This is a genomic window from Streptomyces prunicolor, from assembly GCF_045162825.1.
Classification (GTDB): Bacteria; Actinomycetota; Actinomycetes; order Streptomycetales; family Streptomycetaceae; genus Streptomyces; species Streptomyces prunicolor.
This window is the reverse complement of sequence record NZ_CP108676.1, coordinates 4,447,727-4,473,332: the sequence shown is the minus strand read 5'-3', so window position 1 is coordinate 4,473,332 and position 25,606 is coordinate 4,447,727. Positions and strand designations below refer to the sequence as shown.

Below are 25,606 nucleotides of genomic sequence, written 5' to 3'. Positions count from 1 at the left end.
GTGGGTGAGTGGTTTCGTGGCTGTCCGATTACGGGCCGTGGTGGAGGCCGGTGCACGGAAACTCGCCGGAAAACCGGGCGCCGGCGCCCGTAGGCTGGAGGCATGACCACGACGGGGGAAGACCATGCCACGGCCCGGGGAGGGCCGGGGTGGTGGACCAGGTGGCGCAGTGCGGTGCTGGACACGGGGCTCGCGGCGGGGTCCGCCGTGGAGTGCGGGGCGGAAGGCGTTCGGTTCGCGCACGACGCGGGGATCCCGGCCGCGGTGGGAGTCGTCTTCGGGGTGCTGGCCGGGTCGGCGCTGATCGTCCGCCGGAAGTGGCCGATCGCGGTCGTGCTTGTTTCCATCGCCATCACCCCCGCCCAGATGGGCTACCTGATGGGCATCGTCGGTCTCTACACCCTCGCCGCGTCCGAGCTGCCGCGCCGGATCATCGGGTCGCTGGCCGGGATGTCCTTCCTCGGCATGCTCATCGTCATGTTCGTGCGGGTACGGCAGGACATGCAGCGGGGGACGTGGGAACTGGGGGACTGGTTCGTCCCGTTCGCCTCGATCTCCATCGCGGTCGGGATGACCGCGCCGCCTGTGCTGCTCGGGATGTACGTGGGCGCCCGGCGCCGGCTGATGGAGAGTCTCCGGGAGCGTGCGGACAGCCTGGAGCGGGAGCTGCAGCTCCTCGCGGAGCGGGCCGAGGAGCGGGCCGAGTGGGCGCGGGGTGAGGAACGGACCCGGATCGCGCGGGAGATGCATGACGTCGTCGCGCATCGGGTGAGTCTGATGGTCGTGCATGCGGCGGCGCTTCAGGCGGTGGCTCGGAAGGATCCGGAGAAGGCCGTCAAGAACGCGGCGCTCGTGGGGGACATGGGGCGGCAGGCGCTCACCGAACTCCGGGAGATGCTGGGGGTGTTGAGGAGCGGGGACGGTCGGGACGCGCGCGAGCGGGCGGCGGCCGTGCCGTTGGTCGCGGTGGGGGTGGCTGCTGCGGCGGCGGCTTCTCGGGCCGCCGATGACGAGGGCGCGGGTGTGGGTGCGGGTGACGGGCCCTGTCTGTCCGATGTGGACGAGTTGCTTGGGCAGTCGGCGGCGGCCGGGATGGCCGTGGATCTGTCCGTCGAGGGTGAGAGCCGGTCGTACGCGGCGGAGATCGAGCAGACCGCGTACCGGGTGGTGCAGGAGGCGTTGACGAACGTCCACAAGCATGCGGCGGGTGCGAAGACGCATGTGCGGCTCGCGCATCGGGTGTCGGAGATCGCTATGCAGGTCGAGAACGAGCCGCCGCCTGAGCTGGCCTCTGCGGCTGCGGCGCGGTTGCCCTCTGGCGGGAACGGGCTGGTGGGGATGCGGGAGCGGGTGCTTGCGCTGGGTGGGGTGTTTGTTTCGGGGCCTACGGATGCCGGGGGGTTTCGGGTGTCGGCGGTTATTCCGGCTGCGTGAGGGGTGGGGCCCGCGCAGGGGGTGGTGGGCGGGTCGGGGTCGTGGCGGTACGGCGAGCCCGCCGCACTCGGGCCCCACTGTTTGTCACCACGGTTGAACGGGTTGGTGCCGGGTACGCGGCGGGCTGCGCCGTACCGCCACGACCCGCTCCCGGTTCGTCGGCGGCCGCGGGCCGGTGGGGGCTCGTGGGGGCCTTTCAGCGCCGGTCTGGGTGTGTGCCCGGCCGGGTGTCCGGCGCAGGCCTTCGCCCTCAGCCTGCCGTCAGGCGTACCGGCTCTATGCCCGAGATCAGCGTGGCCAGGGCCTGGTCGATGGTTGGGCCCAGGTACCAGTCGCCGGTGTGGTCCAGGGCGTAGACGCGGCCCTCGGAGTCGATGGCCAGGAGGGACTGGGTGTCGGGCTCCTCGCCCAGGGGGCTGACGTCGGTGTCCAGGGCTCGGCCCAGGTCGCCGAGGGTGCGGGCCATGTGGAGGCCGTGCAGGGGGTCCAGGCGGAGTGCCACCGGGGAGATCTGGCGGCCGGGGCCGGAGGGTGTGATGCGCAGGCCGCCGAACTCGGCCCAGGCCTCCACCGCCGCCGGGAACACGGCGTGCTGGTGTCCCGCGGGCGAGGTGTGGTCGCGCAGGGTGTCCGCCCAGATCTCGGCCTGTTTTATGTCCCAGCGGCCGGGCTGCCAGCCGGCGTCGCGCAGGGCGGCGTCGACGGGTACGGAGAAGCGCGTGGAGTAGTGGCGGTCGGCTTGCATCTGCCTTCGATCGTCGGCGTCAGGGGTGGTGGAGCGGTCGTGCTGAGGTCTGGTGGTGTGGTTGTGCGGTCGTGCTGTGTGGGGCGGGGGTGGGGTCAGCCGGGTTCCGTTGCGGGGTCCACTACTCGGACGCCGAAGTGGGCGCTCAGGGCTGTGCAGGCTCGGCAGGGCGTCGCGAAGCTGCCGTGCAGGGGGTCGCCGTCCTCGCGGATGCGGCGGGCGGTGAGCTTGGCCTGCTTGAGGGTCTTGCGGGCCTCGCCGTTGGTCATCGGCTTGCGCGCGGCGCGTTTGCTGCGGGCCTCGTCGGCGGTGGTGATGTGGCGGGAGATGAGGATCGCCTCGGCGCAGCGGCCGGTGAAACGGTCGCGCTGGGCGCTGGGGAGGGTGTCGAGGAAGTCCTGCACGAGCGGGTGCAGCGCGGGCGGCTGGTCGCCGCGGGCGGCGGTGCCGGTGAGGGTGGTGGCGCCGCGCACGGAGAGGGCGGCGGCGACGGTCGGAAGTATGCCGTCACGGCGGTGGCTGAGGGCCGGCGCCTGCCGTGCCTCGGTGGCGCTCCAGCCGACCCGGGGGTCGCCTGAAGGTCCGGTGTGCGCCCCGGTGTGCGGTCCCGTCTGCGTCGCGTTCATGATCGTCATCCCCTCCCGAGCATCCCCCGGCGGGTCACAGAGTGCCAAATGCCGTGGCTGGTGCGGTAGCTGGGGCGGTGCGACACGCCAGGGCTTCGGCGGGCTGTCACGACGGAGTGACGTCAGGTCACGGAAGTGAGGGTTCGGTGACGAGTGCGGTGCGTTCGGTGATGGGTGCGGTGAGCGGGTGCGGCCGACCGCCGCCGGTGACCGGTGTCGCCGTACCGCATAGGCTGTCCGCACCGCTATCCACGCGGTCGACGCGTGGAGACACGCGGGGAGACGGTCGAACTAAGACGTCAAGAAGACGAGACAGTCGATACGGGGCACAGTGGGGCGAGTTGGACATGCGGCCGCTGTGAATCGTACTGAATGCCGCAGGGGGCAACCGCCATGACGACAGGTCGGCTCGGGCAGCGAGCCGCGCCACCGAACGCGGCCTACGCCGGGCAGGTCGTGCACTTCCCGGACCCGGTCCGGGCGGCCCGCCACCCCAGAGGGGTGCGGATGGACGAGCACGGCTACCCCGACTTCTCGCCGTACGCGCGCGCGGTCGCGGAGATCGCCGAGCCCCCGGAGGGCTTCGGCGTCGACGAACTGCGCCTCACGGACTACGTGTCGGCGAACGCGGCGCTCGCCGCGACCGGTCACGAGCTGTGGGACACCGTGCCCGCGGTGGCCACCCCGCACGGCTGGACCTGGCACCACGTGGTCGGCACCCGGCGCCTCGAACTCGTCCCCGTCGACGTGAAGGCGCTGCTGCGCCACCACGGCGGGATCGCCACGGCCGCCGTCGCCCACGACAAGCGCGGCACCCGCCCGCTCCAGGAGACCCGCCCCGCGCACTTCGGCCTGCCGAAGTCGACGGTCGCGGTGACCGAGGCGCAGGTGCAGGGCGTCGAGGAGGACCTCGGCTACCGACTCCCGGGCGCCTACCGGTCGTTCCTCAAGGCCGCCGGCGGCTGCGCGCCCGTCGGCACCGCGCTGGACGCCGAGTTGGGGCTGCTGATCGACCAGCCGTTCTTCACGGTCCGTGACGAGGCCGCCGTCAACGACCTTGTCTACGTCAACAAATGCCTGCGCGACCACCTCACCAAGGACTACCTGGCCGTCGGCTTCGTCCAGGGCGGCCTGCTCGCGGTGAAGGTGAAGGGACAGCGGATCGGTTCCGTGTGGTTCTGCGCCTACGACGACGCCCGCGACGTCGATCCGTCCTGGGCGCCGGCCGTGCGCGTGGAGCGGCTGCTGCTGCCCGCCGGGGACGACTTCGATCAGTTCCTCGCCCGACTCGCGGGAAATCCCCCGGAGTTGGAGACGGTGGCGAATCTGATGGTGGACGGCGGGTTCGCGACGGTGCTGCCGGTGTCGGCGGCCTCTTCCGCGGCTTCGGCGTCTTCCGCGTCTTCGGTGGGGGAGTGAGCGAGACGATGGTGACCTTCGCGCAGGCGCAGGAGCGCGCCGAGGAGTGGATCAACGGCGATGTGCCCTCGTACCAGCATCGCGAGGTGCGGGTGCGGGAGTTCGAACTCGGCTTCGTGATCTGGGCCGAGGACCGGGCCGAGGGGCCGCGGTCGGACGGCGGCGCGCAGCGGCTGGTGCTCGCCCGCGACAGCGGCGAGGCCACGCTGTGGCCCGCGCTGCCGGTGGGTGAGGTCATCCGCCGCTACGAGGAGGAGTACGGCCGCGCCGACGAGATCGCCGACGCGGTACCGGTCGCTCCCGCGCGGGTGGACCTGAACCAGACCTCGTTCCTGTTGAGTCCCCCGGAGTGGTTGCAGGAGGCGGCGGACAAGCTGGGGATTCCGGATCGGCGGGGGGAGTCCGCTTCGGCTTCGGCGGCGGCTTCTCCTTCTACTCCCGCTGAGGGTGCGGGAGTTGGTGCTCCGGGTTCCTCGGCTCACGGTTCGTGGGGGAGGGCGCTGCCGGAGACTCAGGCCGGGGTGCCCGCCGCTTCGGCGTGGCCGGATGCCGGAGGGTCCGGGGTGCAGGACTCGCCCGCCGTGCCTGCCGGGGCCACGCCCTGGGCCGGCACCGACACCAACGCGGATCCCGGCGCGGACCATTCGGTACCGCTGCCCGCGACCGTTTTCGCGCCGCCGCTGAGCGAGCCCGAGGACAACACCCCGCCCGACGCCAAGACCGCGCTGATCTCCGGGGGCAGCCAACTCCCGCGGACGGCAACGGCTCCGGCGCTGGACGACTCCAACTCCAACTCCAACTCCAACTCCAACTCCGGTGGTGGGGTTGGGGGTTCGCAGCAGCAGGGGCCTGGGCCTGGGGTGCCTGGTGGTGTGCCGGGTTCGTCGTCGTACGGGTATCCCCACGGGGCCGGTAACGTGCCTCAGCCTCCTGCTGGGCCCGGGGTGCCGGGGCGGGCGCTCGCGCCCAACGCCGGGGACATCGCCGACGCCGCCACCAGCAAGGCGGCGCCTCCGCCGCGCCGGGGCGGTGGCTCGACCACGCCTCCGCCGCCGGGTGCTCCGGGGACGCCGGGTGCGCGGCCGGGCGGTGGGCCTGGCTCACCTCCGCCGCCTCCGCAGGCGCCGGGCGGTGGGTATGTTGCTACGCAGTTGGTCTCGGGGCTCGGTCCGGAGGGGCTGGGCGGTCCGGGTGGGCCTGGTGGCGGTCAGGCGGGGCCCGGTGCTCCGCAGCCGCCCGGTGTGCCCGGTGCGCCGAACACTCCCGGGGGTACGCCTCCGGGTGGGGTGCACCATGCGGCGACGATGTTTGCCGACCCGGGACAGAGTGGGCCTGGGGCGGCGGGGCCGCGGCCTCCGCAGCCGCCGGGTGCCCCTGGCGTTCCGCACGCGCCCGGTGCGCCTCAGCCGCCGAACGCTCCCGGGATGCCTGGTGCTCCCGGCGCCCCCGGTTCGCCGGGTGGTGGCCCCGATGCCGTGCACCACGCGGCGACCATGCTGGCCGGGCCCCCGGTGGGCGGGCCCGGTGCGCCTCCGCCGCCGCAATTCCCGGGCGCGCCCGGTGCGTTGGGCGCTCCCGGTATGCCGCCGGGTGCTCCGCAGCAGCCGATGCCGCCGGGTGCGGTTCCGCCCGGTGCGATGCCTCCGGGTGCCATGCCGCCGCCGGGGCAGCCGTTCCCCGGGCAACAGCAGCCCGCCTACGGCTATCCGCAGCAGGGGGTGCCGACCGTAGGGCCGGGTTATCAGGCCGTGTTGCGGTACCGGGCGCCGGACGGGTCCGAGCAGCAGTTGATCCGGCGGTCCGCGCCGGGGACGCCGCACCCGGAGTGGCAGATCTTCCACGAGCTGCGCGGCATGAACATCCCGCCGGACCAAGTACTCGAACTGCACACGGAGTTGGAGTCCTGCGAGCTGCCGGGTGCGTACTGCGCGCGGATGATCCGCGAACAGTGGCCGCAGGCCCGCATTGCGAGCATCGCGCCGTACGGCACTGATCACGCGAGCCGGCAGCAGGGGATGCGCGAACTCCTCGCCCACCAGGGCGAGTTGCATCAGGTCGCCGACGGGCCGGCCCGACTCGCCCCGGTGCGGGCGCCGTTGCCGCCGGTGCAGCCGACGCCGCCGATCCCGCCGGAGGCGATCGCGCAGGAACTGGCGGGCGCGTTCGGGCCGGGCGTGTTCCGGTTCGAGCAGGCGGCGGTGTCCCGGCAGGGCGTACCGCCGGTCGTCGCGCACACGCTGGTCGCGGCGGGACTGCCGATGGACATGGGCCCGTTCTTCTGGGCGCAGGCCCAACCGGGGCGCCCGGTACCGACGTTGGCCGAACTCGCGCAGGAGCGCGGGGTGCGGTCGTCCGCCGACGCGGGCTCGTACCTCGTCATGGGCAGTGACTTCGGCCGCGCGATCTGCGTCCAGTACGGCACGGCCAACATCGTCGCCGTGCCCGTGGAGGCGGGGCCGGGCGGTGCGCCCGTACCGCCGCAGTTCGTGAACACGGGGCTGCCGGAGTTCGCGCGCTGTCTGGCGCTGCTGGGCCGGATGTGGCGACTGCGGTACGGGTTGAACCAGGAACAGGCGGGCCGTTGGACCGTCGACTTCCAGGCGCAGCTCGCTTCGCTGGATCCGGCGGCGCTCGGGTCGCCGGAGAGCTGGTGGTCGGTGTTGCTGGAGCAGATGTGGGACGGGTTGCTGTGACCCCGACCCGCTGAACAGGCCGTATTGAGCTGTATTGAGCTGTATTGAAGGGCCGGGCCCGGTCGTGTGATCGGGTCCGGCCCTTTTGTGTTGCCTGATGCCCGTGACCTGTCTGCGGAGTGTCGCGTTATGAACACTTACGCCCGATCCATCAAGATATGCGGCAAATCATCATGTCGTGTCCGTCGGATGGAGAGGGGTTCCAGGATGAGCAGCGCATCGGTGTCACCACGTGGCTTCGTGGCCGTACGGGGGCGCGGCTACCGCCCCGACCAGGTCGACGCGTACGCGGCGGCGATCTCGCAGTACCGGGACGTGGCCTGGGAGCGGGCCGCGCGGCTGACCGTACTGGCCAAGGACATGGAGGCGGAGGCCGAGCGGATGCGGGTTGCCGTGTCCCGGCTCGCTCCGCAGACGTACGAGACGTTGGGTGAGCGGGCTCAGCGGTTGTTCCAGTTGGGGGTGGAGGAGGCCGCTGCGCTACGGGAGTCCGCGCGGCGTGCGGCGGAGGAGCAGGTCGCGGAGGCCGAGGCGTGCGCCGCGGGTGTGCTCCAGGCTGCGCGGGAGTGCGCTGACGCGCTCCGTGCCGAGGTCGAGGAGCGGGCTCGGCAGCGGCTCCTTGCCGCCCGTGCCGAGGCCGACGACATGCGGATCGGGGCTCGGCGGGAGGTGAAGGAGGGGCGTACGGAGGCGCTTTCCGCGTTGCGTGAGGTGCGGCAGCGGACCGCGGCGATGTTGGGGGAGCAGGCCAAGGAGCATGACGAGCGGTGGGCTGTGGAGGAGCGTTCCGCGGAGGAGCGTGCTGGTGCTCTGGATGCGCAGTACGCCGAGCGGATCGCCCGTGCCGAGGCGGCGCTCTCCGAGGCGCAACAGGCCTTCGCCGACGCGGAGTTGTCGGATCGGCGGCGGCAGGAAGAAGCGGCGGAGCGGGCTGCTGAGGTGGTGGCGGAGGCTCGGGTGCGGGCGGAGCGGGTTGCTCGGGATACGGAGCGGGTGCTGCGCGAGCATGGGGAGACCTGGGATGACGTGCAGGCGCATATGGATCATGTGCGGAGTAGTTTGACCGCGCTTACGGGGCGGGCTGCGGCGGAGTGATGTGATGGGGGGGCGCGGTTGTGGTTGTGTGCCGGCCGGTGGGGGCTGGTCGCGCAGTTCCCCGCGCCCCTTAGGTGGGGACAGTCACGGGTGATCTGCGCAGCACGGTGTCGGGTTGGGGACCTCGAAGGGGGCCAGGGTGTTGGCCGCCGCCGGTACCAGGGCCAGGATCAGTTGGCCCTCGCGCCATTCGGGGCGTACGTGGTCCTGGGTGTGTACGGGTGTGACAGGGTCCGGAGTTTCGCCCGACGTCGCGCCCACCACGATCACTCTGTCCACGGCGGACAGTTGCAGGAGGTCGGCCACCGTGAGCGTGCCGGTGAGTTGATCCGAGCCGGGGAAAAGAACGGCTCGGCCGGACCGGCGCGCGGCGTGCTCGGCCGCGGCGGCGGCAGCCGCCTCGGCGGGACCGTGCCTACGGTCGTCCAGGGCCGCGCCCATCTCCGTCGCCGTGAGCCGTCGCCAGACCTCCTCCGCTGAGCCCTTCTCCGGCAGGGCGAGTGAAACCGCCGTACCCCTCCGCCCCTCCGTCCGGATCAGGTGGGTACAGGCGACCGTCCCCGGCGGAAGCCCGAGCGTGGTCGTCAGGTCGCGGATCAGGTGGTCCGCCTCGCGGAGCGTGGTCGTGCCGGCGTCCACCCCGATGACGGGGTGGACGCCGGACGGGTCGTGGGGAGCGGTCATGCGGGGAGGACCCACATCGGATTCGAGTAGAACCAGAGGTCCTTCCACGGGTCGGCGTCGCCGAGGACGTCCATCGCGGGGCCTACGGGGTCTACGGACGGGCCGTTGATGCCTACGGCGGAGCGGTTGCCGTCGGTGCCGCGGAGGCGGACGTAGACCGGCTTGTCGAGGCGGCCGAGGGAGTACGTGAGGCGGACGGTGCCCGTCGACTTGTTGACCTCGAAGGACTTGACGACCTTTGTCTTCGGGGTGGCGAAAGTGTCCTTGTCCGCGACCGGGCCGGTGACGTCGCCCTGGATGACGTCGACTCGGGCCAACTTGGGTTGGAACTGGGCCCAGTTGGGGCCGTTCGCCAGGCTTATCCTGATGACCAGGTCCACCTGCGCGCCTCGGCGTACGTGCAGCGCGCCGCCCAGGGTGACCTCGCGGCCGCCGTAGGACAGGCGGGCGTCGAGGCCGCTGATCAGGCCGCCGTGGTCGACCCAGACGCGGCCCGCGCGGATGCCGTCCATGACCGCCTTGTAGGCGAAGGACGATGCGCCGACGTGCGTGCGGGAGTACTGGCCGGGCCAGAAGTCGGTGTCGGTGAGGCTGATGCCGGTGCCGTAAACCGGGTCCTCGTAGCGGCCGTTGGCGTTGAAGTCGCCGCCCGGGCCGCGTACCGCCGTGTCCGCGTAGACGTTGTGGGAGTCGGAGTTGGCGGTGATCCACCAGGGCTTGCCCTCGGCGAGGAGGCTGTCCCACAGGCCGCCGACCGTCGACGTCATCCAGTCGAAGCCGCCCCAGGTGCGGTAACTCTCCAGCGGGTAACCGGGGAACGAGTCCGCGCTCGGGCTGCCGTCGTAGATGCCGCGTCCGCCGCCGGGGCCGTTCGGCTTCGGGATGCCGCCCGCCTGGTGGCCGGGGGCGCCCTCCATGCCGACCGCGATCGAGGGCTGCGCGTCGCGCCAGCCGCGGATCTCGTGCGGGGAGTCGATGCCCTTGCGCGCCGGGTGGTTGGCGAGGAACAGCGCGTCCTTGACCTTGCGGCGGCGGACCTGGTCGGCGAGGAAGTTGACGCCCGCGATGGCGAGGGCCTCGTTGGCGGGCGAGTTGCCGCTCGCGTTCTTGACGCTGCCGTCGAAGGAGTTCTCGAACTCCTTCAGTACAGCTACCTCGTTGGAGCCGGGGTGCACGAAGACCGTGCCGTGCTCGGCGCCCGGGATGTTCCACTCCAGGCCCTGGAAGACGAGGGTGTCGTCGGTCTGGTCACGGGCCTCGACGATGTCCGGATTGACCTTCTCCACACCGATCTTGGCGTGCGCGACGCTGCCGTGGTCGGTGATGACCATCCAGTCCAGGCCGTGCGCGTTCGCCTGGCGTACGTGGTCGATGACCCGGTACTTCGCGTCGCTGCTGTACTGGGTGTGGATGTGGTGGTCGCCGGCCAGCCACAGGTAACGGCCGTTGCCCTTGGACGACTTGGCCGCCTGCTGCTGCGCCGCCTGCTGTGCCGACGCGGCTGCCTCCCCCGCGCCCGCGAGCACGCCGCCCGCCGCGAGTCCCGCGCCCAGCAGGCCCGTTCGGCGCAGCATGCCTCTCCGGGACAGCTGACTGGGTGTCAACTCCTCGTCCGGTACCGACGTGTCGAGGGCGGGCGGCAGCGACGTGGTGTCGCCGTCCCCGTGGTGGTGATGGTGGTGGTGACCGTGGTCGCCGTGACTGTGGCCGTGGCTCATGTTCAACTCCCGCTGATGCAGGGACCTTCACGCTCGGACGTGCAGAGTCTGGAAAGGGACGGTGAACAGCGGGAGTCGAGGTGGTGGTGTGGCAAAGAACGAGTCATGCACGGCTACAACGTGGGTCATGCGGGGCTTTTGCGTCGGTCATACGGTGTCTCTCCGCGTGACTCGGCGCTGTCTCCCCGTACCGCGCCCGCCAGGATCCAGCCCTCCGTCGCGTCGTACCGCCTGCGCTGTTCCTCCTCCTCGCGGCGGCCCGAGGCGACCGTGCCGAGCCAGCCGAAGGCGAAGCCGAGGGGGATCGTGACCAGGCCCGTCGTGGTGAACGGGAACCAGTTGAAGTCGGCGTTCGGGAAGGCGGCGGTGGGGGAGCCGGAGACCAGGTTCGTGCCCGGCATCAGCAGCAGGACGGCAAGGGTGCCGCCAACGAGCGTGCTGAGCAGGCCTGTTCGGGTGTAGCGGCGCCAGAAGAGGCTGTAGACGAGGGCGGGCGCTATGGCCGAGGCGCCCAGGCAGAAGGACAGGGTCACCAGGGGTTGCAGGCTCCGGTGCTGGACCAGCGTCGCGAGCAGGATCGCCGGAACGCCCACCGCCAGCGCCGAGTAGCGGGCCAGCGTCATCTCGCGGCGGACCGGCATCTCCTGGACGCGGGTCGCGAAGACGTCGTGGGCGAGGGAGTTGGCGCAGGCGAGGATCATCCCGGCGACCGAGGCGAGCAGGGTGAGGAAGACGGCCGTGGTGACGGTGGTGAAGAGAAGGGTCTCCGTCGTCGACACGTCGGCCCCGAACGCCGCCCGCGAGCCCAGGAGATACGCCGTGTTGCCCTGCGGGTCGGCCCGCGCGATCGCCGCCCGGCCGAGCAGCGCCGTCGCGCCGAACCCGACGACCGTCACGATCACCACGAACAGCGCCACGCTCGACACCGCCCACGACATCGACCGCCGCACCTGCCGGGCGCTCGACGCGGTGTACATCCGCATCGTGATGTGCGGGAGGCAGGCGCCGCCGATCACCACCGTCAGCTGTGAACTGATCATGTCCAGCCGGGGACTTGGGCCTCCGGCGAACTCGAGTCCCGAGTGCAGGAAGGCCGGTCCGGCGCCGCTGCGCTCCGCCGCCGTGTCGAAGAACGCGCCCAAGTCCCAGTGGAAACGGTTCAGTAGGAGTACGGCTATCACGGCTCCCGAGCCGAGCAGCATCACGATCTTCAGGATCTGGATGAGCGCGGTGCCTTTCATCCCGCCGATCGCCGCGTAGCTGATCATCAGCGCGCCCAGGCCGATGACGCAGCCGGTCTGGAGGAAGTCGCTGGAGAAACCGAGGATGAACGCCAACAGCTGTCCCGCGCCCGCGAGTTGGACCAGCATCAGCGGCAGCAGCGCGATGATCGTCACCGCGCACGCGACGATCCGGACCGACCGCCTCGGCATCCGGCGGGCGAGCGCGTCGCCCATCGTGAACCGGCCCGCGTTGCGCAGCGGTTCGGCCAGCAGGAACATCAGCAGCAGCAACGACAGGGCCGTGCTCAGCGCGAGCACCACACCGTCGTAGCCGTACAGGGCGATCACCCCGCCCGCGCCCAGCACGCTCGCCGCGGAGATGTAATCACCGGCTATGGCAAGGCCGTTGCGGAGTGGAGAGAGGGAGCCGTAGCCCGTGTAGAACTCGTCGAGGTCGTCGCGGTCCGGGCCCGTCATCACGCAGAGCAGGAGGGTGATGGTGGCGACGGAGGTGAAGGCCACCAGCGACATGGTCTGCGCGGAGTCCCTGAAGCCGGTCATCGCGGTCAGGGTGGTCGTTGCGGTCATCGTGCCGCCTCCCGTCTGGCGTCGAGTTCGGCCTGCTTGCGGAAGCGGTCCGCGAGGGGGTCGACGCGACGGCGGGCCGTGTGCTCGTAGAGCGCTATCGCCAGCCAGGTGACGGGGAGTTGGACCAGCGCGAGCAACAGCCCGGTGGGCACGCCGCCGGTGGCGGTGCTCGACATCAGCGAGGGCGCGAACGCGGAGAGGCCGAGGAAGAGGCAGAAGTAGCCGAGCGCGGCGGTGGTCGCCACGCGTCGCTGACGGCGGTACGCGCCGCGCAGGATGCGCAGATCGCTGTGGTTGCCGAGGGCGGGGCGACGGGGGAGGCGGCGGCGTTCGGGCGGGGGCGGGGGTGGCTGCCAGGGGTAGGTGAGACGGGGTAGGGACGCGTCGTGCGGGGCGGGTGAATCATGCGGAGGGTACGGGTCGTAGGACATCCCGTGCTCCTTGCGTGGCTCGGGTCCGTGGCGGCGGACCGCAGGGAGTGGGCGGAGCGGGTGACGCATGTTACTCGCCGGTTGGGGGATGTGGGCGCTTTTCGCCGAACTGGGCGGTCGGTGTGGGCTTGTGGCGTCAACCGGGTGCTGACCTTGGGTGTTGGCCCTGCTGTCTGTGCTGTCTCGCTGTCCGCACGGTCGAGCGAAGTGATCACTCGATCGTGAGTTTCTCCTCTCGTGTGCCCGGGCTGTCGCGATCCTGACAGGAGGGCGGGTGATCGGTGTCGCCCGGAAGTACTACGGCCGGAAGTACTACGGGTGGGATACGGGTGGGAGTGGCATGACACGGGCGACGGATCGGCACGAGGGTCTGGGCGAGCGGGCGTTGTTGCTGGTGGCCGGATCGGCCGAGCTGGCGGTGAGCACGGCGGGGGCGGTGGGGTCCGTGGTGGGCTCGGCCCTGGGGGTCGTACGGGGGCTGCTGTTCCGGTCCGACGTCGCGGAGTTGGCGGCGGACGCCGAGTCGGATCTGGCGGCGCGCGGGCGCCTGGTGCTGGACCGGTATGGCGCTGTGCCTCCGGCGCATCTGGAGACCCTCGCCCGGCACGCGCTCGCCCGACAGGCCGCCGCCGATGGCGTCTGAGCGGTGGGAACCGGCCGCTTTCAAGGGCCGTGTCGATCAGGTGCTCCATCGGTTCGTGGCCGAGGAGGCCGACCGGTTCGCGGAGATCGACCCGGCGCTGAGTCCGGTCGCCGGGCAGCTGGAGGCCGCGGTCGCGGACGGCAAGAGGCTGCGGGCGGCGTTCTGTTACTGGGGCTGGCGCGCGGCGGGACAGCCCGACAGCGACGCGCTGGTACGGGCGGCGGCCTCGATGGAACTGGTGCACGCCGCCGCGGTCGTGCACGACGACCTCATCGACGACAGCCCGCTGCGGCACGGCCGCCCCACCGCCCACATCGCGCTGCGCGGTGCCGTACGCCGCCGGCCGCGGGCCGTCGCGGCCGCCAGGTCGCTCGCCCTGCTGGTGGGGGACCTACTGATGGGCATGGCAGGGCAGTTGTTCGCCACCAGCGGGCTGCCGGGGGCGTATCTCGCCCGTGCCCGGCCGCTGTGGGCGGTGCTGGCACGGGAGTTGATCGCGGGTGAGTGCCTGGAGATCCTGCGCACCGGGGCCGAGCCGGACACCGCCGCGTCCCTGAAGGTGATCCGCTACAAGACCGCCAAGTACACGGTCGAACAGCCCTTGTTGATCGGCGGCGCGCTGGCCGGGGCCGGCGGGCGGCTGCGGGACGGCTACTCGGCGTACGGGCTGCCGCTGGGCGAGGCCTTCCAGCTGCGGGACGACGTCCTCGGACTGTTCGGGGACCCGGAACACACCGGCAAGGCCAACGCCGACGACGTGCGCGGCCACCGGCCCACCGCCCTCCTGGCCGAGACCTGGCGCAGCGCCGGTGCCGAGGACCGGGAGCGGCTCCGCGCGCTCATGGGCCAACGCGGCCTGGACGAAGCCGAGTTGGACACGGTGCGCGAGACGATGCGTCGGCTGAAGGCACCCGACCGGGTCGAGGGCATGATCGCCGCCCGGGTCGAGGAGGCGCTCGACGCCCTCCACGAGCTGCATGTCCCCGCCCCCGCCGAGGCCGCGCTGACCGCGCTGGCCCACTCGGCGACGGTCCGCCTCTCCTGACCCGCGAACGTCCCGATCCGCGAACGTCCTGGCCCGCGAACTTCGAGGAGCCCACCGTGACTTACACCGAGACGTCGATGAACGGCCTGCGCCTGGCCGGTGACGAACTCGCCGACGCCACCGTCGCCGCGCTCTTCGACCGCGGGGAGGTGGGCAAGTTCAACACCCTCATGCGCTACGTCTCCGTGGCGGGCGCCCCGCTGCCGGACGGCCTGCCCGCCGTAGCCCTGGAGTACCTCAACGCCACGAGCGCGCCGCCGAGTTGGGTCGACTGGGGCGAGATGGAGAAGGCGCGGCTCTTCTTCATCGACAACAACGTGCACATCTCGACCGCCTTGTCCTTCGCCTCCATGCCCGCCTGCTACGTCGTCCCGCCGGTCGCGAAACTCCTGTCGGCCAGCCACGGGCTGCAGTACCCCTCCAAACGCATGGCGGAGACAGGCCAGTTCACCGTCTACCTGATGCAGCCCGACGCCTTCGAGGCCGGCAGCCGCTTCATCCCCGCCGCGCAGAAGGTCCGCCTCCTGCACGCCTCCATCCGCCACCACCTCCTCCGCGAAAACCGCTGGGACACAGCCGAGTTGGGGACGCCGATCTGCCAAGAGGACATGATCGGCGGGCAGATGTTCTTCTCGATGCTCGTGCTGGACAGCCTGCACCGGCTCGGCATCCACATGTCGACGGAGGGCGCCGAGGCCTACTACTACGCCTGGCGCGTGGTCGGCGCCATGCTCGGCGTCGACCAGGACGCCGTACCCAAGTCCCTTGAGGAAGCACGGCAGTTCCTCGACCTGTACATGGTCCGGCACATGGGCCCGTCCGAGGAGGGCGCGCACCTGACCCGCCAACTCATCGACCTCTACGAGGAGGTCGTACCCGGGACCTTCTTCGACCCGATCGTCTCCGCCCTCATCCGCCATCTCATCGGCGACACCTGCGCCGACTGGCTCCGGGTGCCGCGCACTCCGTGGGACACGGTCGTCAAGTCCGTGCCCCACCTCCTCGGCGTCCTGGAGACCATCGAGGACCACTCCCCGCTCGGCGCCTGGGCGTTGGACCGCCTCGGCCACCTCGTCACGGTCCTGGAGCTGTCCTCCCTCACCCGCGGCCGCGTCATGCACTACGCCATCCCCGAACAGCTCAAGAAGGACTACGGCGTCTCCAACTCGGTTCCCCGCACCCGCCGTTGGACCCCACCGGCCGCCACCGTCTCCTGAACCACGCGCTCCTCACTGCTCCTTGAGGACCGGGAACCGGCGCGGCGCCAGGAACAGCAGCACCAGGAACGCCACCCCGGCGGCGACGCCCGCGCCGAGGTACACCGCGTGCACCGCGTCCGCGATCGCCCGCCGGGTCGCCTCCGGCACGGCCCCCGCATCGAGCCCCCGTGTCACCGAGTCCAGGTCGCTCGCGCCGCCCAGCCGGGACGCCAACACCCCGTTGGCCACGGCCCCGAAGACGGAGGCGCCGATGGTCTGCCCGGTCTGGCGGCAGAACAGCACGGACGCGGTCGTCACGCCCCGCTCCGCCCACCCGACCGTCGACTGCACCCCGACGATCAGCGGGAGTTGGAAGAGTCCGAGGGCCGCGCCGAGCAGCAGCATCAGCACCATCGGCTGCCAGGCCGCGCCGGGATACGGCAGGAACGGGAACGCGAACAGGATCAGCGTCGCCGCCCCGATCCCGATCATCGCCGTGTTGCGGAAACCGATCCGCCGGTACACGTGCTGACTCAGCGCGGCCGACACCGGCCAGCTCAACGTCCAGACGGACAGCACGAATCCGGCCGCCACGGGTGCCAGTCCGAGCACCGACTGCGCGTACGTCGGCAGGAACACACTCGGCGCCACCATCAGCAACCCCAGTGCGCCGAGCGCCAAGTTGACCGCCGCGATCGTACGGCGCCGCCACACCCACCCCGGGATGATGGGCTCGGCCGCCCGGCGTTCGATCGCCACGACCACTCCGGCGAGCCCAAGTCCCGTAGCGAAGAGGGCGATTGAGGGTGCCGAGAGCCAGTCCCAGGCGACTCCGCCCTGCACCAGGGCCGTGATCAGCACGCCTCCGCAGGCGAACACGGCGAGCGCGCCCGCCCAGTCGATGCGGGGGCGGGAGGTGCGGGTGCGCCGCGGTTCGTGGAGGTGGCGGACGATCAGCCACAACGCCACTGCTCCGACGGGGAGGTTGACGAGGAAGATCCAGCGCCAGCCGGCGTAGGCCGCGAGCAGTCCGCCCACACCCGGGCCCGCGACCGCCGACACCGCCCACACCGTGGACAACTTCGACTGGATCTTCGGCCGCTTCTTCAGCGGGTACAGATCGGCGGCGAGTGTCTGCACCGTGCCCTGCAACGCCCCGCCGCCCAGGCCCTGTACGACCCGGAACGCGATCAGCGCGCCCATGCTCCAGGCCACCGAGCACAGCAGCGAACCCGCGAGGAAGACCACCGCGCCTGTGATCAGCACCGGCTTGCGGCCGAAGGTGTCGGAGAGCTTGCCGTAGACGGGCAGGGTGACCGTCACGGCCAGCAGATAGCCGGAGAACAGCCAGGAGAAGACGGAGAAGCCGCCGAGGTCACCGACGATCTGCGGTACGGCGGTCGAGACGATGGTGGAGTCGAGGGCGGCCAGTGCCATCGCGAGCATGAGAGCCGCGACGACGGCTTTCCGGCGCCGGTCGGGAGGGGCCGGCGCGGGTTGGTCGGGAGGCGTGGGTCGGTCGGGAGGCGCCGGCGTGGGCTGCTCGGGAGGCGCCGGAGCGGGCTGCCCGGCCGCCTCGGGTCGTATCTCGGTGTCGCTGTCCCTGTCCCCCTGATCCACAGGAATCCTTTCCCCTTGCACCTATCTGCCGCGCACCAGCTTCTCACTTGGCCCTCACGTAGCGGCAGGGCGGAACCTGGTCGGGTCACTGGGTGGACCGGACCCCGAGATCGACTCCACCCGGCGGTGGAGAGCCCCTAGGGGTCCCTCCGTACTACGACCCGGGGATGGTTCGTACCGGCGGAGGAGGAGAAGGGCGGGGGGCCGTCCTTAACCTGGCTTTATGCCGCTGGGGGGCGGCAGGCCGAACCCAGGAGGGTGGGGTTTTCCCCCGGGAAAGACTGCGCTGAGCACCAGCGCGCCGGACCCCCTCCCGCCGCCAGACTCATCGTCGTAACCACTTGAAACGCATCGACCGGACACCGGCACGCTCATCCGCCGTCCGACTTAGGAGACATACCGTGACATCGGCTGTGACCATTCCCAGGCACGGGGGCACTGGAGGGCGTACGGCCGTTGCCGCGCGAGCGCGGCAGGTCGTCAAGGCGTACGGGGCCGGGGAGACCCGCGTCGTCGCCCTCGACCATGTCGACGTGGACATCGCCCGCGGCCAGTTCACCGCGATCATGGGCCCCTCGGGGTCCGGCAAGTCCACCCTGATGCACTGCCTCGCCGGGCTCGACACCGTGACCTCCGGGCAGATCTACCTGGACGAGACCGAGATCACCGGCCTCAAGGACAAGAAGCTCACCCAACTGCGCCGGGACCGGATCGGGTTCATCTTCCAGGCGTACAACCTGCTGCCGACGCTGAACGCGCTGGAGAACATCACCCTCCCCATGGACATAGCCGGCCGCAAGCCCGACAAGGGGTGGCTGGCGCAGGTCGTGGAGACGGTCGGACTGTCGAGTCGGCTCAAGCACCGGCCCAACCAGCTCTCCGGCGGCCAGCAGCAACGCGTAGCCGTGGCAAGGGCGTTGGCGGCCCGCCCCGAGATCATCTTCGGCGACGAGCCGACCGGGAACCTCGACTCCCGCGCGGGAGCAGAGGTGTTGGGCTTCCTGCGCCGGTCGGTCGACGACCTCGGCCAGACCATCGTGATGGTGACGCACGACCCGGTGGCAGCGTCGTACGCGGACCGCGTCCTCTACCTCGCGGACGGCCGGATCGTCGACGAGATGCTCAAGCCGACCGCGGACGCCGTCCTCGACCGCATGAAGGACTTCGACGCGCGGGGGCGTACGTCATGACCGTCATGAAGACATCGAGGCGCAACTTCTTCGCGCACAAAGGGCGGATGGCGCTCTCCGCGATAGCCGTGCTGCTGTCGGTGGCGTTCGTGTGCGGCACGCTGGTGTTCACCGACACGATGAACACGACGTTCGACAAACTCTTCGCGGCCACCGCGTCCGACGTGACGGTCCTGCCGAAGGCGGCCAAGGCCGACGGCAGCACCCCGCAGAACGGACTGCCCGAGTCGCTGCCGGCCTCGACGGTCGCGCAGGTGGCGAAGGCCCAGGGCGTCAAGTCCGTTGAGGGCGGCGTCAGTTCGATGAACGTGACCGTCGTGAACAGCGCCAACAAGAACATGGGCTCCTCGACCGGCGCGCCCACCATCGCGGGCAACTGGACGAAGAACGACCTGCGTTCGATGGAGATCACCTCAGGCCACGCCCCGCGCGGTCCGACCGAGACGATGGTCGACGCCGACACCGCCGACAAGCACCACCTGAAGATGGGCGACTCGCTGCGCACCATCTCCCAGACCGGTGACTTCACCGCGCGGATCGTCGGCATCGCCACCTTCAAGGTGACCAACCCCGGTGCGGCCGTCGTCTACTTCGACACCGCCACCGCCCAGCGTGAACTCCTGGGCGCCACCGGCCGGTTCACCCAGCTCGGCGTGACTGCCGCGAGTGGTGTGACGGACAGTCAGCTCAAGCAGAACGTGGCACAGACCCTCGCCTCGACGGGGACGTACAAGATCCAGACGGCCAAGGAGAACGCCGACGAGAACCGCAAGGGCGTCGGCCAGTTCATGAACGTCATCAAGTACGCCATGCTCGGCTTCGCCGGGATCGCGTTCCTGGTGGGCATCTTCCTCATCATCAACACCTTCTCGATGCTGGTCGCCCAACGGACCCGCGAAATAGGCCTGATGAGGGCGGTCGGCTCCTCCCGGGGGCAGGTCAACCGCTCGGTGCTGGTCGAGGCGACCCTGCTCGGGATCGTCGGCTCGATCCTCGGTGTCGGCGCCGGTGTCGGCATCGCCGTAGGCCTGATGAAACTGATGAGCGCGGCGGGCATGGACCTGTCGACGCGGGATCTGACGGTGAAGTGGACCACTCCGGTGCTCGGTCTGCTGCTGGGTGTCATCGTCACGATCCTGGCCGCCTACCTGCCGGCCCGCCGGGCCGGGAAGGTCTCCCCGATGGCCGCGCTGCGCGACGCCGGTACGCCGGCCGACGGCAAGGCGGGCTGGGTACGGGGTCTGATCGGCCTGGTGCTGACGGGGGCCGGTGTGGCCGCACTGTTCGCGGCGGCGACCGCCAAGAAGGCGGCGGACGGTTCGCTGGTACTGGGGGCGGGTGTCGTACTGTCCCTGATCGGCTTCGTCATCATCGGCCCACTACTGGCCAACGGGGTCGTACGGGTCATCAGTGTGGTCCTGCTGCGGGCCTTCGGACCGGTGGGGCGCCTGGCGGAACGCAACGCGCTCCGCAACCCCAGGCGTACGGGTGCTACGGGTGCGGCCCTGATGATCGGCCTCGCGCTGGTCGCCTGCCTCTCGGTGGTCGGCTCCTCGATGGTCGCCTCGGCGACGAGCGAGCTCGACAAGTCCGTGGGCGCCGACTTCATCGTCCAGGGCAACCAGCGGATCGTGCCGCAGGCCGAGAAGGCGATGGAACAGTCGCCGGACCTCGTCCACGTCACCCGCTACAAGGACCTCGACGCCACCCTCACCTCGCCCGACGGCCAGAAGGACACCGACGGCATCACCGCCGCCGACCCGTCCTACGCCCAGGACCTGCGCCGCGCCACCACGGCCGGCGAACTGTCCGCCGCCTACGGCACCAACGCGATGTCGGTGGGCTCCAAGTACGCCAAGAAGCACGGCGTCCACGTCGGCGACACGATCAGCGTCGCCTTCAAGGGCGGCGAGACGGCGAAGCTGAAGGTCGCGGCGATCACGGACGACGACGTGGCCATCGACCAGGGCGCGCGGTACACCAGCATCGCCACGATGCAGAAGTACGTCCCCGCGAACAAGATCCCGCCGAACGAGATCATGTTCGCCAAGGCCAAGGACGGCCAGGAGAAGCAGGCGTACGCCGCCCTGAAGAAGGCCATGGCCCCGTACCCGCAGTACCAGGTACGCGACCAGACCGACTACAAGCAGGAACTGAAGGACCAGATCGGCCAGCTCCTGAACATGGTCTACGGCCTGCTCGCCCTCGCGATCATCGTGGCGGTCCTGGGTGTCGTGAACACCCTCGCCCTGTCGGTCGTCGAGCGGACCCGGGAGATCGGTTTGATGCGGGCGATCGGTATGTCCCGCCGCCAGCTCCGCCGGATGATCCGCATGGAGTCGGTCGTGATTGCCCTCTTCGGAGCGCTGCTCGGCCTGGGGTTGGGGATGGGCTGGGGCGCGACCGCTCAGCAGCTGCTCGCCCTGGAGGGCTTGAAGGTCCTGGAGATTCCCTGGGGGACGATCATCGCGGTGTTCGTCGGGTCGGCGTTCGTGGGTCTGTTCGCTGCCTTGATCCCGGCGTTCCGGGCGGGGCGGATGAACGTCCTCAACGCGATCGCCACCGAATAGCCAACCGAGCCACTGTCCAACGGGGGAACGGGGGAACGGGGGACCGGGGGACCGGGGGACCGGGGGACCGGGGGACCGGGGGAACGGGGGAACGGGGACAGGCCCGGCGCCGAGAAGTCACGGGGGACTTCTTGGCGCCGGGTCTGTTTGTTGTCGGGGGGCGTTTTTGCTTTTGAGGGGTCACTTTGGGGCGGACCGAGTCGGGTGGTGGGTGGGCATAGGCCCAGGGGTCCAGGGGGCGGAGCACCCTGGTACGTCAACGTCAGCTCAGGGTGCCGAGAAAGCGGGGTTATCCACAGCCCCGGCGCCAGCCAGCGCACCGACGTACGCTGGATACCCCCCGGCCCACTTCCCGCGTCGGGCCCTTCGTGTTGCCCACCCCCCGGACGGAAGCGCCCCTCCATGAGTCTGCACGGTCTGCTCGACGCCGTAGTCAAGGACCCCGCCCTCGCGGAAGCCACCCGCGCCGCGACCGACGGCAACCGCATGCACGTCGACCTGGTGGGCCCCCCGGCGACGCGCCCCTTCGCCGTGGCAGCGCTGGCGAGGGAGACCGGCCGTACCGTCCTCGCGGTGACCGCGACGGGCAGGGAGGCCGAGGACCTCGCGGCAGCCCTGCGCTCACTGCTCCCGCCGGACGGCGTCGTGGACTACCCGTCCTGGGAGACCCTCCCGCACGAGCGCCTCAGCCCGCGCAGCGACACCGTGGGCCGCCGCCTCGCCGTCCTGCGCCGCCTGGCCCACCCCAGGGAGGACGACCCGGAGACGGGCCCGGTCTCCGTCGTCGTAGCGCCCGTGCGGTCCGTGCTGCAACCGCAGGTCAAGGGTCTCGGAGACCTGGAGCCGGTCGCCCTGAGGACGGGCCAGAGCGCCGACCTGAACGCGATCGTGGACGCGCTCGGCGCCGCCGCGTACGCGCGCGTGGAGCTCGTCGAGAAGCGCGGCGAGTTCGCCGTACGGGGCGGCATCCTGGACGTGTTCCCGCCCACTGAGGAACACCCCCTGCGCATCGAGTTCTGGGGCGACGACGTCGAGGAGATCCGCTACTTCAAGGTCGCCGACCAGCGCTCCCTGGAGGTCGCCGAACACGGCCTGTGGGCACCCCCGTGCCGTGAACTCCTGTTGACGGAAGACGTCCGCACGCGTGCGCGTGCCCTCGCCGAGCAGCACCCCGAACTGGGCGAGCTGCTCAACAAGATCGCCGAGGGCATCGCCGTAGAGGGTATGGAGTCGCTGGCCCCGGTGCTCGTCGACGACATGGAGCTGCTGCTGGACGTGCTCCCCAAGGGTGCGATGGCCGTCGTATGCGATCCGGAGCGGGTACGCACGCGTGCGTCCGATCTGGTCGCCACCTCGCAGGAGTTCCTGCAAGCGTCCTGGGCGGCGACCGCCGGTGGCGGCGAGGCGCCCATCGACGTCGGCGCGGCCTCCCTATGGGGCATCGCGGACGTACGGGACCGGGCGCGCGAGCTGGACATGATGTGGTGGTCGGTGTCGCCGTTCGCGGCCGACGAGGAGCTGGACGCGGACACCTTGAAGCTCGGGATGCACGCCCCCGAGACCTACCGCGGCGACACCGCGAAGGCCCTCGCCGACACCAAGGGCTGGCTCGCCGACGGCTGGCGCACGGTCTTCGTGACCGAGGCCCACGGCCCCGCAGCCCGCACGGTCGAGGTCCTCGGCAGTGAGGGCGTGGCGGCCCGTCTGGAGACGGAGCTGGGGGAGATCGCCCCCTCCGTAGTGCACGTGGCGACCGGTTCGATCGACTACGGCTTCGTCGATACGGCGCTGAAGCTCGCCGTCCTCACCGAGACCGACCTCTCCGGGCAGAAGGCCGCCGGCAAGGACGGCGTCCGGATGCCGGCCCGCCGCCGCAAGACCATCGACCCGCTCACCCTGGAGGCGGGCGACTACATCGTCCACGAGCAGCACGGTGTGGGCCGCTATATCGAGATGGTGCAGCGCACGGTGCAGACCGCCACGCGCGAGTACCTGGTCGTCGAGTACGCCCCCGCCAAGCGCGGCCAGCCCGGCGACCGGCTGTACATCCCCACCGACCAGCTGGAGCAGATCACCAAGTACGTCGGTGGCGAGTCCCCGACCATGCACCGCCTGGGCGGCGCCGACTGGACGAAGACCAAGGCGCGCGCCAAGAAGGCCGTCAAGGAGATCGCGGCCGACCTCATCAAGCTGTACTCGGCCCGGATGGCCGCCCCGGGGTACGCGTTCGGTGCGGACACGCCCTGGCAGCGGGAGCTGGAGGACGCCTTCCCGTACGTGGAGACGCCCGACCAGTTGACGACCATCGCCGAGGTCAAGGACGACATGGAGAAGTCGATCCCGATGGACCGGCTGGTCTGCGGCGACGTCGGCTACGGCAAGACCGAGATCGCCGTACGGGCCGCGTTCAAGGCCGTACAGGACGGCAAGCAGGTCGCCGTCCTCGTCCCGACGACCCTGCTCGTGCAGCAGCACTTCGGGACGTTCACCGAGCGGTACTCGCAATTCCCGGTCAACGTACGGGCGTTGAGCCGCTTCCAGACCGACACGGAGGCGAAGGCGACCCTGGAGGGCCTGCGCGAGGGCTCCGTGGACCTCGTCATCGGCACCCATCGCCTGTTCTCCTCCGAGACCAAGTTCAAGGACCTCGGCCTGGTCATCGTCGACGAGGAGCAGCGTTTCGGCGTCGAGCACAAGGAGCAGCTGAAGAAGCTCCGCGCGAATGTCGACGTGCTCACCATGTCGGCCACCCCGATTCCCAGAACCCTGGAGATGGCGGTGACCGGCATCCGCGAGATGTCGACGATCACGACGCCCCCGGAGGAGCGTCACCCTGTGCTGACGTTCGTCGGCCCCTACGAGGAGAAGCAGATCGGCGCCGCGATCCGCCGCGAACTCCTGCGCGAGGGCCAGGTCTTCTACATCCACAACCGCGTCGAATCCATCGACCGCGCGGCGGCCCGACTGCGCGAGATCGTCCCGGAGGCACGCATCGCCACGGCCCACGGCCAGATGACGGAGCAGTCCCTGGAGCAGGTGGTCGTCGACTTCTGGGAGAAGAAGTTCGACGTCCTGGTGTCGACGACGATCGTCGAGTCGGGCATCGACATCTCCAATGCGAACACGTTGATCGTCGAACGAGGCGACAACTTCGGCCTGTCGCAGCTTCACCAGCTGCGCGGGCGGGTGGGGCGTGGCCGCGAGCGGGGATACGCGTACTTCCTGTACCCCCCGGAGAAGCCCCTGACGGAGACCGCCCACGAGCGCCTCGCGACCATCGCCCAGCACACGGAGATGGGCGCGGGTATGTACGTGGCGATGAAGGACCTGGAGATCCGAGGCGCCGGAAACCTCCTGGGCGGCGAACAGTCCGGCCACATCGCGGGCGTCGGCTTCGACCTGTACGTCCGCATGGTCGGCGAGGCGGTCGCGGACTACCGCGCCTCTCTGGAGGGCGGTGTCGAGGAGGAGCCGCCCCTGGAGGTCAAGATCGAGCTCCCGGTCGACGCGCACGTCCCGCACGATTACGCCCCCGGCGAGCGCCTGCGCCTCTCCGCCTACCGGTCCATCGCCTCCGCCAACACGGAGGAGGACATCAAGGCCGTACGCGAGGAACTCGTCGACCGGTACGGCAAGTTGCCCGAGCCGGTGGAGAACCTGCTGCTGGTGGCGGGCCTGCGCATGCTCGCGCGCGCGTGCGGCGTCGGCGACATCGTGCTCCAGGGCACCAACATCCGCTTCGCACCGGTGGAGTTGAGGGAGTCCCAGGAACTGCGCCTCAAGCGCCTCTACCCCGGCACCGTCATCAAGCCGGCCGCCCACCAGGTGCTGGTACCGCGCCCGAAGACGGCCAAGGTGGGCGGGAAGCCGCTCGTCGGGCGGGAGTTGCTGGGGTGGGTGGGGGAGTTCCTGGCTTCGATCCTGGGGTCGTAGCGAGTCGTAGCGAGTCGTAGCGAGTCCTAGCGAGAGCTACGGGGAGCCGTAGAGGGCCGGTCGGCCGGGGGTGGAGAGGCGCCTGCCGGTCGGTCGGGGGCAGAGGTGCCCGCCGGTCGGTCGCGTCAGGCGGGGGGCGGGGTCAGGCCGGAGGTCGGGCGGAACAGCATGCCCGCCAGCACCCGGAACACCTCCTCCGGATCCCGCTCATCCACCGCCCCGTCCAGGTTGTGACCCAGCAGCAGCGTCGCGAAGCCGTGCGCCAGGGACCACGCGGCGACACCGGCGAGGCGGGCGTCGGCGCCACGCCCCTCGGGCGGTACGGCGGAGACGGCATGGCGCAGGGCATCGGTGGCGAGGGCGCGGGCCGTGGCGAGTTCGAGATCGCCGTCGCGCAACAGCTCGGGCGCGAACATCACTTGGAAGTGCGCCGGATGCTCGCGCGCGAAACGCACGTACCGCACGCCCGCGTCCTTCAGGTCCGCCGCCTCCCCGATCGCGCCGGCCAGCAACCCGAACCCTTCCGCCGCGATCACCGTCAACAGCCCGGTGCGGTCCTTGAAGTGATGCGCCGGTGCCGCGTGCGAGACACCGGCACGGCGGGCGAGATCCCGCAGGCTCAGCCCGGACGGGCCGTCGGCTGCGACGACGTCGAGCGCGGCGGTGAGGATGGCGCGGCGCAGATCGCCGTGGTGATACGGGCGGCGGCTGTCACCGGAAGTCTTGGCTGTGCTCATGGGCAGCAGCGTA

Annotated in this window: 18 protein-coding genes; 10 read left to right on the top strand and 8 right to left on the bottom strand. The window is 70.8% G+C overall.

What is annotated here, in order from left to right; all coding sequences use genetic code 11:
* Positions 1–102: 102 nt before the first annotated feature.
* Positions 103–1,434, top strand: coding sequence for a sensor histidine kinase (locus OG588_RS20100; RefSeq protein WP_405948492.1), 1,332 nt, complete (start codon positions 103–105; stop codon positions 1,432–1,434).
* 250 nt (positions 1,435–1,684) lie between these two features.
* On the opposite strand, the gene OG588_RS20095 is transcribed toward OG588_RS20100, so the two are convergent.
* Together OG588_RS20095 and OG588_RS20090 are read right to left on the bottom strand one after the other, a co-directional pair.
* A complete protein-coding gene (locus OG588_RS20095) occupies positions 1,685–2,179 on the bottom strand; it encodes an SUKH-3 domain-containing protein (protein WP_405948491.1) in 495 nt (164 codons plus the stop codon).
* Between the two features lie 95 nt (positions 2,180–2,274).
* Positions 2,275–2,814, bottom strand: coding sequence for a YwqJ-related putative deaminase (locus OG588_RS20090; RefSeq protein WP_405948490.1), 540 nt, complete (start codon positions 2,812–2,814; stop codon positions 2,275–2,277).
* A 384-nt stretch (positions 2,815–3,198) separates the two neighbouring features.
* Here OG588_RS20090 and OG588_RS20085 point away from each other — a divergent pair, with 384 nt between their 5' ends.
* From OG588_RS20085 to OG588_RS20075, 3 genes are all read left to right on the top strand, one after another.
* Complete coding sequence (locus OG588_RS20085) at positions 3,199–4,224, top strand: SMI1/KNR4 family protein (protein WP_405948489.1); 1,026 nt, start codon at positions 3,199–3,201, stop codon at positions 4,222–4,224.
* Between the two features lie 8 nt (positions 4,225–4,232).
* Complete coding sequence (locus tag OG588_RS20080) at positions 4,233–6,917, top strand: SUKH-4 family immunity protein (protein WP_405953170.1); 2,685 nt, start codon at positions 4,233–4,235, stop codon at positions 6,915–6,917.
* Positions 6,918–7,124: 207 nt separating this feature from the next.
* Entirely contained in the window at positions 7,125–8,012 is an 888-nt protein-coding gene (locus OG588_RS20075; protein ID WP_405948488.1) for a cellulose-binding protein, read from the top strand.
* 84 nt (positions 8,013–8,096) lie between these two features.
* Here OG588_RS20075 and OG588_RS20070 read toward each other — a convergent pair whose 3' ends face one another.
* From OG588_RS20070 to OG588_RS20055, 4 genes are all read right to left on the bottom strand, one after another.
* Entirely contained in the window at positions 8,097–8,696 is a 600-nt protein-coding gene (locus OG588_RS20070) for a hypothetical protein (protein ID WP_405948487.1), read from the bottom strand.
* A complete protein-coding gene (locus tag OG588_RS20065; RefSeq protein ID WP_405948486.1) occupies positions 8,693–10,414 on the bottom strand; it encodes a PHP domain-containing protein in 1,722 nt (573 codons plus the stop codon). Before OG588_RS20065 ends, OG588_RS20070 begins: the two co-directional genes overlap by 4 nt.
* A 125-nt stretch (positions 10,415–10,539) precedes the next feature.
* On the bottom strand, positions 10,540–12,198 hold the full coding sequence (locus OG588_RS20060; RefSeq protein WP_405953169.1) for a cation acetate symporter: 1,659 nt from the start codon (positions 12,196–12,198) through the stop codon (positions 10,540–10,542).
* 23 nt (positions 12,199–12,221) lie between these two features.
* A complete protein-coding gene (locus OG588_RS20055; protein WP_405948485.1) occupies positions 12,222–12,656 on the bottom strand; it encodes a DUF485 domain-containing protein in 435 nt (144 codons plus the stop codon).
* 340 nt (positions 12,657–12,996) lie between these two features.
* On the opposite strand from OG588_RS20055, the gene OG588_RS20050 reads away from it, so the two are divergent.
* Genes OG588_RS20050 through OG588_RS20040 form a run of 3 tightly spaced genes read left to right on the top strand, consistent with a single transcriptional unit; the run spans position 12,997 to position 15,561 of the window.
* The gene (locus OG588_RS20050) at positions 12,997–13,299 is read left to right on the top strand and encodes a polyprenyl synthetase (RefSeq protein WP_405948484.1); all 303 of its coding nucleotides are present in this window, start codon (positions 12,997–12,999) and stop codon (positions 13,297–13,299) included.
* Positions 13,289–14,344, top strand: coding sequence for a polyprenyl synthetase family protein (locus OG588_RS20045; RefSeq protein WP_405948483.1), 1,056 nt, complete (start codon positions 13,289–13,291; stop codon positions 14,342–14,344). The genes OG588_RS20050 and OG588_RS20045 overlap by 11 nt, the downstream gene beginning before the upstream one ends.
* Positions 14,345–14,400: 56 nt before the next feature.
* A complete protein-coding gene (locus OG588_RS20040) occupies positions 14,401–15,561 on the top strand; it encodes an oxygenase MpaB family protein (RefSeq protein WP_405948482.1) in 1,161 nt (386 codons plus the stop codon).
* A gap of 12 nt (positions 15,562–15,573) precedes the next feature.
* On the opposite strand, the gene OG588_RS20035 is transcribed toward OG588_RS20040, so the two are convergent.
* On the bottom strand, positions 15,574–17,130 hold the full coding sequence (locus OG588_RS20035) for an MFS transporter (protein WP_405953168.1): 1,557 nt from the start codon (positions 17,128–17,130) through the stop codon (positions 15,574–15,576).
* A 434-nt stretch (positions 17,131–17,564) separates the two neighbouring features.
* Here OG588_RS20035 and OG588_RS20030 point away from each other — a divergent pair, with 434 nt between their 5' ends.
* The 3 genes from OG588_RS20030 to mfd all read left to right on the top strand — a co-directional run bounded on the left by OG588_RS20030 (position 17,565) and on the right by mfd (position 24,856).
* Positions 17,565–18,353 (top strand): ABC transporter ATP-binding protein, encoded by a 789-nt coding sequence (locus tag OG588_RS20030; protein ID WP_405948481.1) that lies wholly within the window; start codon positions 17,565–17,567, stop codon positions 18,351–18,353.
* On the top strand, positions 18,350–20,923 hold the full coding sequence (locus tag OG588_RS20025) for an ABC transporter permease (RefSeq protein WP_405948480.1): 2,574 nt from the start codon (positions 18,350–18,352) through the stop codon (positions 20,921–20,923). Before OG588_RS20030 ends, OG588_RS20025 begins: the two co-directional genes overlap by 4 nt.
* A 402-nt stretch (positions 20,924–21,325) precedes the next feature.
* Positions 21,326–24,856, top strand: coding sequence for a transcription-repair coupling factor (gene mfd, locus OG588_RS20020; RefSeq protein ID WP_405948479.1), 3,531 nt, complete (start codon positions 21,326–21,328; stop codon positions 24,854–24,856).
* Positions 24,857–24,981: 125 nt separating this feature from the next.
* On the opposite strand, the gene OG588_RS20015 is transcribed toward mfd, so the two are convergent.
* The gene (locus tag OG588_RS20015) at positions 24,982–25,593 is read right to left on the bottom strand and encodes a TetR/AcrR family transcriptional regulator (protein ID WP_405948478.1); all 612 of its coding nucleotides are present in this window, start codon (positions 25,591–25,593) and stop codon (positions 24,982–24,984) included.
* Between the last annotated feature and the right edge of the window lie 13 nt (positions 25,594–25,606).

What these genes read in the sequence shown, in the direction of transcription:
- OG588_RS20075 (WP_405948488.1), top strand. Translation starts at nt 7,125, where the DNA reads ATGAGCAGCGCATCGGTGTCACCACGTGGCTTCGTGGCCGTACGGGGG.
- OG588_RS20085 (WP_405948489.1), top strand. Translation starts at nt 3,199, where the DNA reads ATGACGACAGGTCGGCTCGGGCAGCGAGCCGCGCCACCGAACGCGGCC.
- OG588_RS20045 (WP_405948483.1), top strand. Translation starts at nt 13,289, where the DNA reads ATGGCGTCTGAGCGGTGGGAACCGGCCGCTTTCAAGGGCCGTGTCGAT.
- OG588_RS20070 (WP_405948487.1), bottom strand. Translation starts at nt 8,696, where the DNA reads ATGACCGCTCCCCACGACCCGTCCGGCGTCCACCCCGTCATCGGGGTG.
- OG588_RS20065 (WP_405948486.1), bottom strand. Translation starts at nt 10,414, where the DNA reads ATGAGCCACGGCCACAGTCACGGCGACCACGGTCACCACCACCATCAC.
- OG588_RS20015 (WP_405948478.1), bottom strand. Translation starts at nt 25,593, where the DNA reads ATGAGCACAGCCAAGACTTCCGGTGACAGCCGCCGCCCGTATCACCAC.
- OG588_RS20025 (WP_405948480.1), top strand. Translation starts at nt 18,350, where the DNA reads ATGACCGTCATGAAGACATCGAGGCGCAACTTCTTCGCGCACAAAGGG.
- OG588_RS20055 (WP_405948485.1), bottom strand. Translation starts at nt 12,656, where the DNA reads ATGTCCTACGACCCGTACCCTCCGCATGATTCACCCGCCCCGCACGAC.
- OG588_RS20095 (WP_405948491.1), bottom strand. Translation starts at nt 2,179, where the DNA reads ATGCAAGCCGACCGCCACTACTCCACGCGCTTCTCCGTACCCGTCGAC.
- mfd (WP_405948479.1), top strand. Translation starts at nt 21,326, where the DNA reads ATGAGTCTGCACGGTCTGCTCGACGCCGTAGTCAAGGACCCCGCCCTC.
- OG588_RS20050 (WP_405948484.1), top strand. Translation starts at nt 12,997, where the DNA reads ATGACACGGGCGACGGATCGGCACGAGGGTCTGGGCGAGCGGGCGTTG.
- OG588_RS20080 (WP_405953170.1), top strand. Translation starts at nt 4,233, where the DNA reads ATGGTGACCTTCGCGCAGGCGCAGGAGCGCGCCGAGGAGTGGATCAAC.
- OG588_RS20090 (WP_405948490.1), bottom strand. Translation starts at nt 2,814, where the DNA reads ATGACGATCATGAACGCGACGCAGACGGGACCGCACACCGGGGCGCAC.
- OG588_RS20100 (WP_405948492.1), top strand. Translation starts at nt 103, where the DNA reads ATGACCACGACGGGGGAAGACCATGCCACGGCCCGGGGAGGGCCGGGG.
- OG588_RS20060 (WP_405953169.1), bottom strand. Translation starts at nt 12,198, where the DNA reads ATGACCGGCTTCAGGGACTCCGCGCAGACCATGTCGCTGGTGGCCTTC.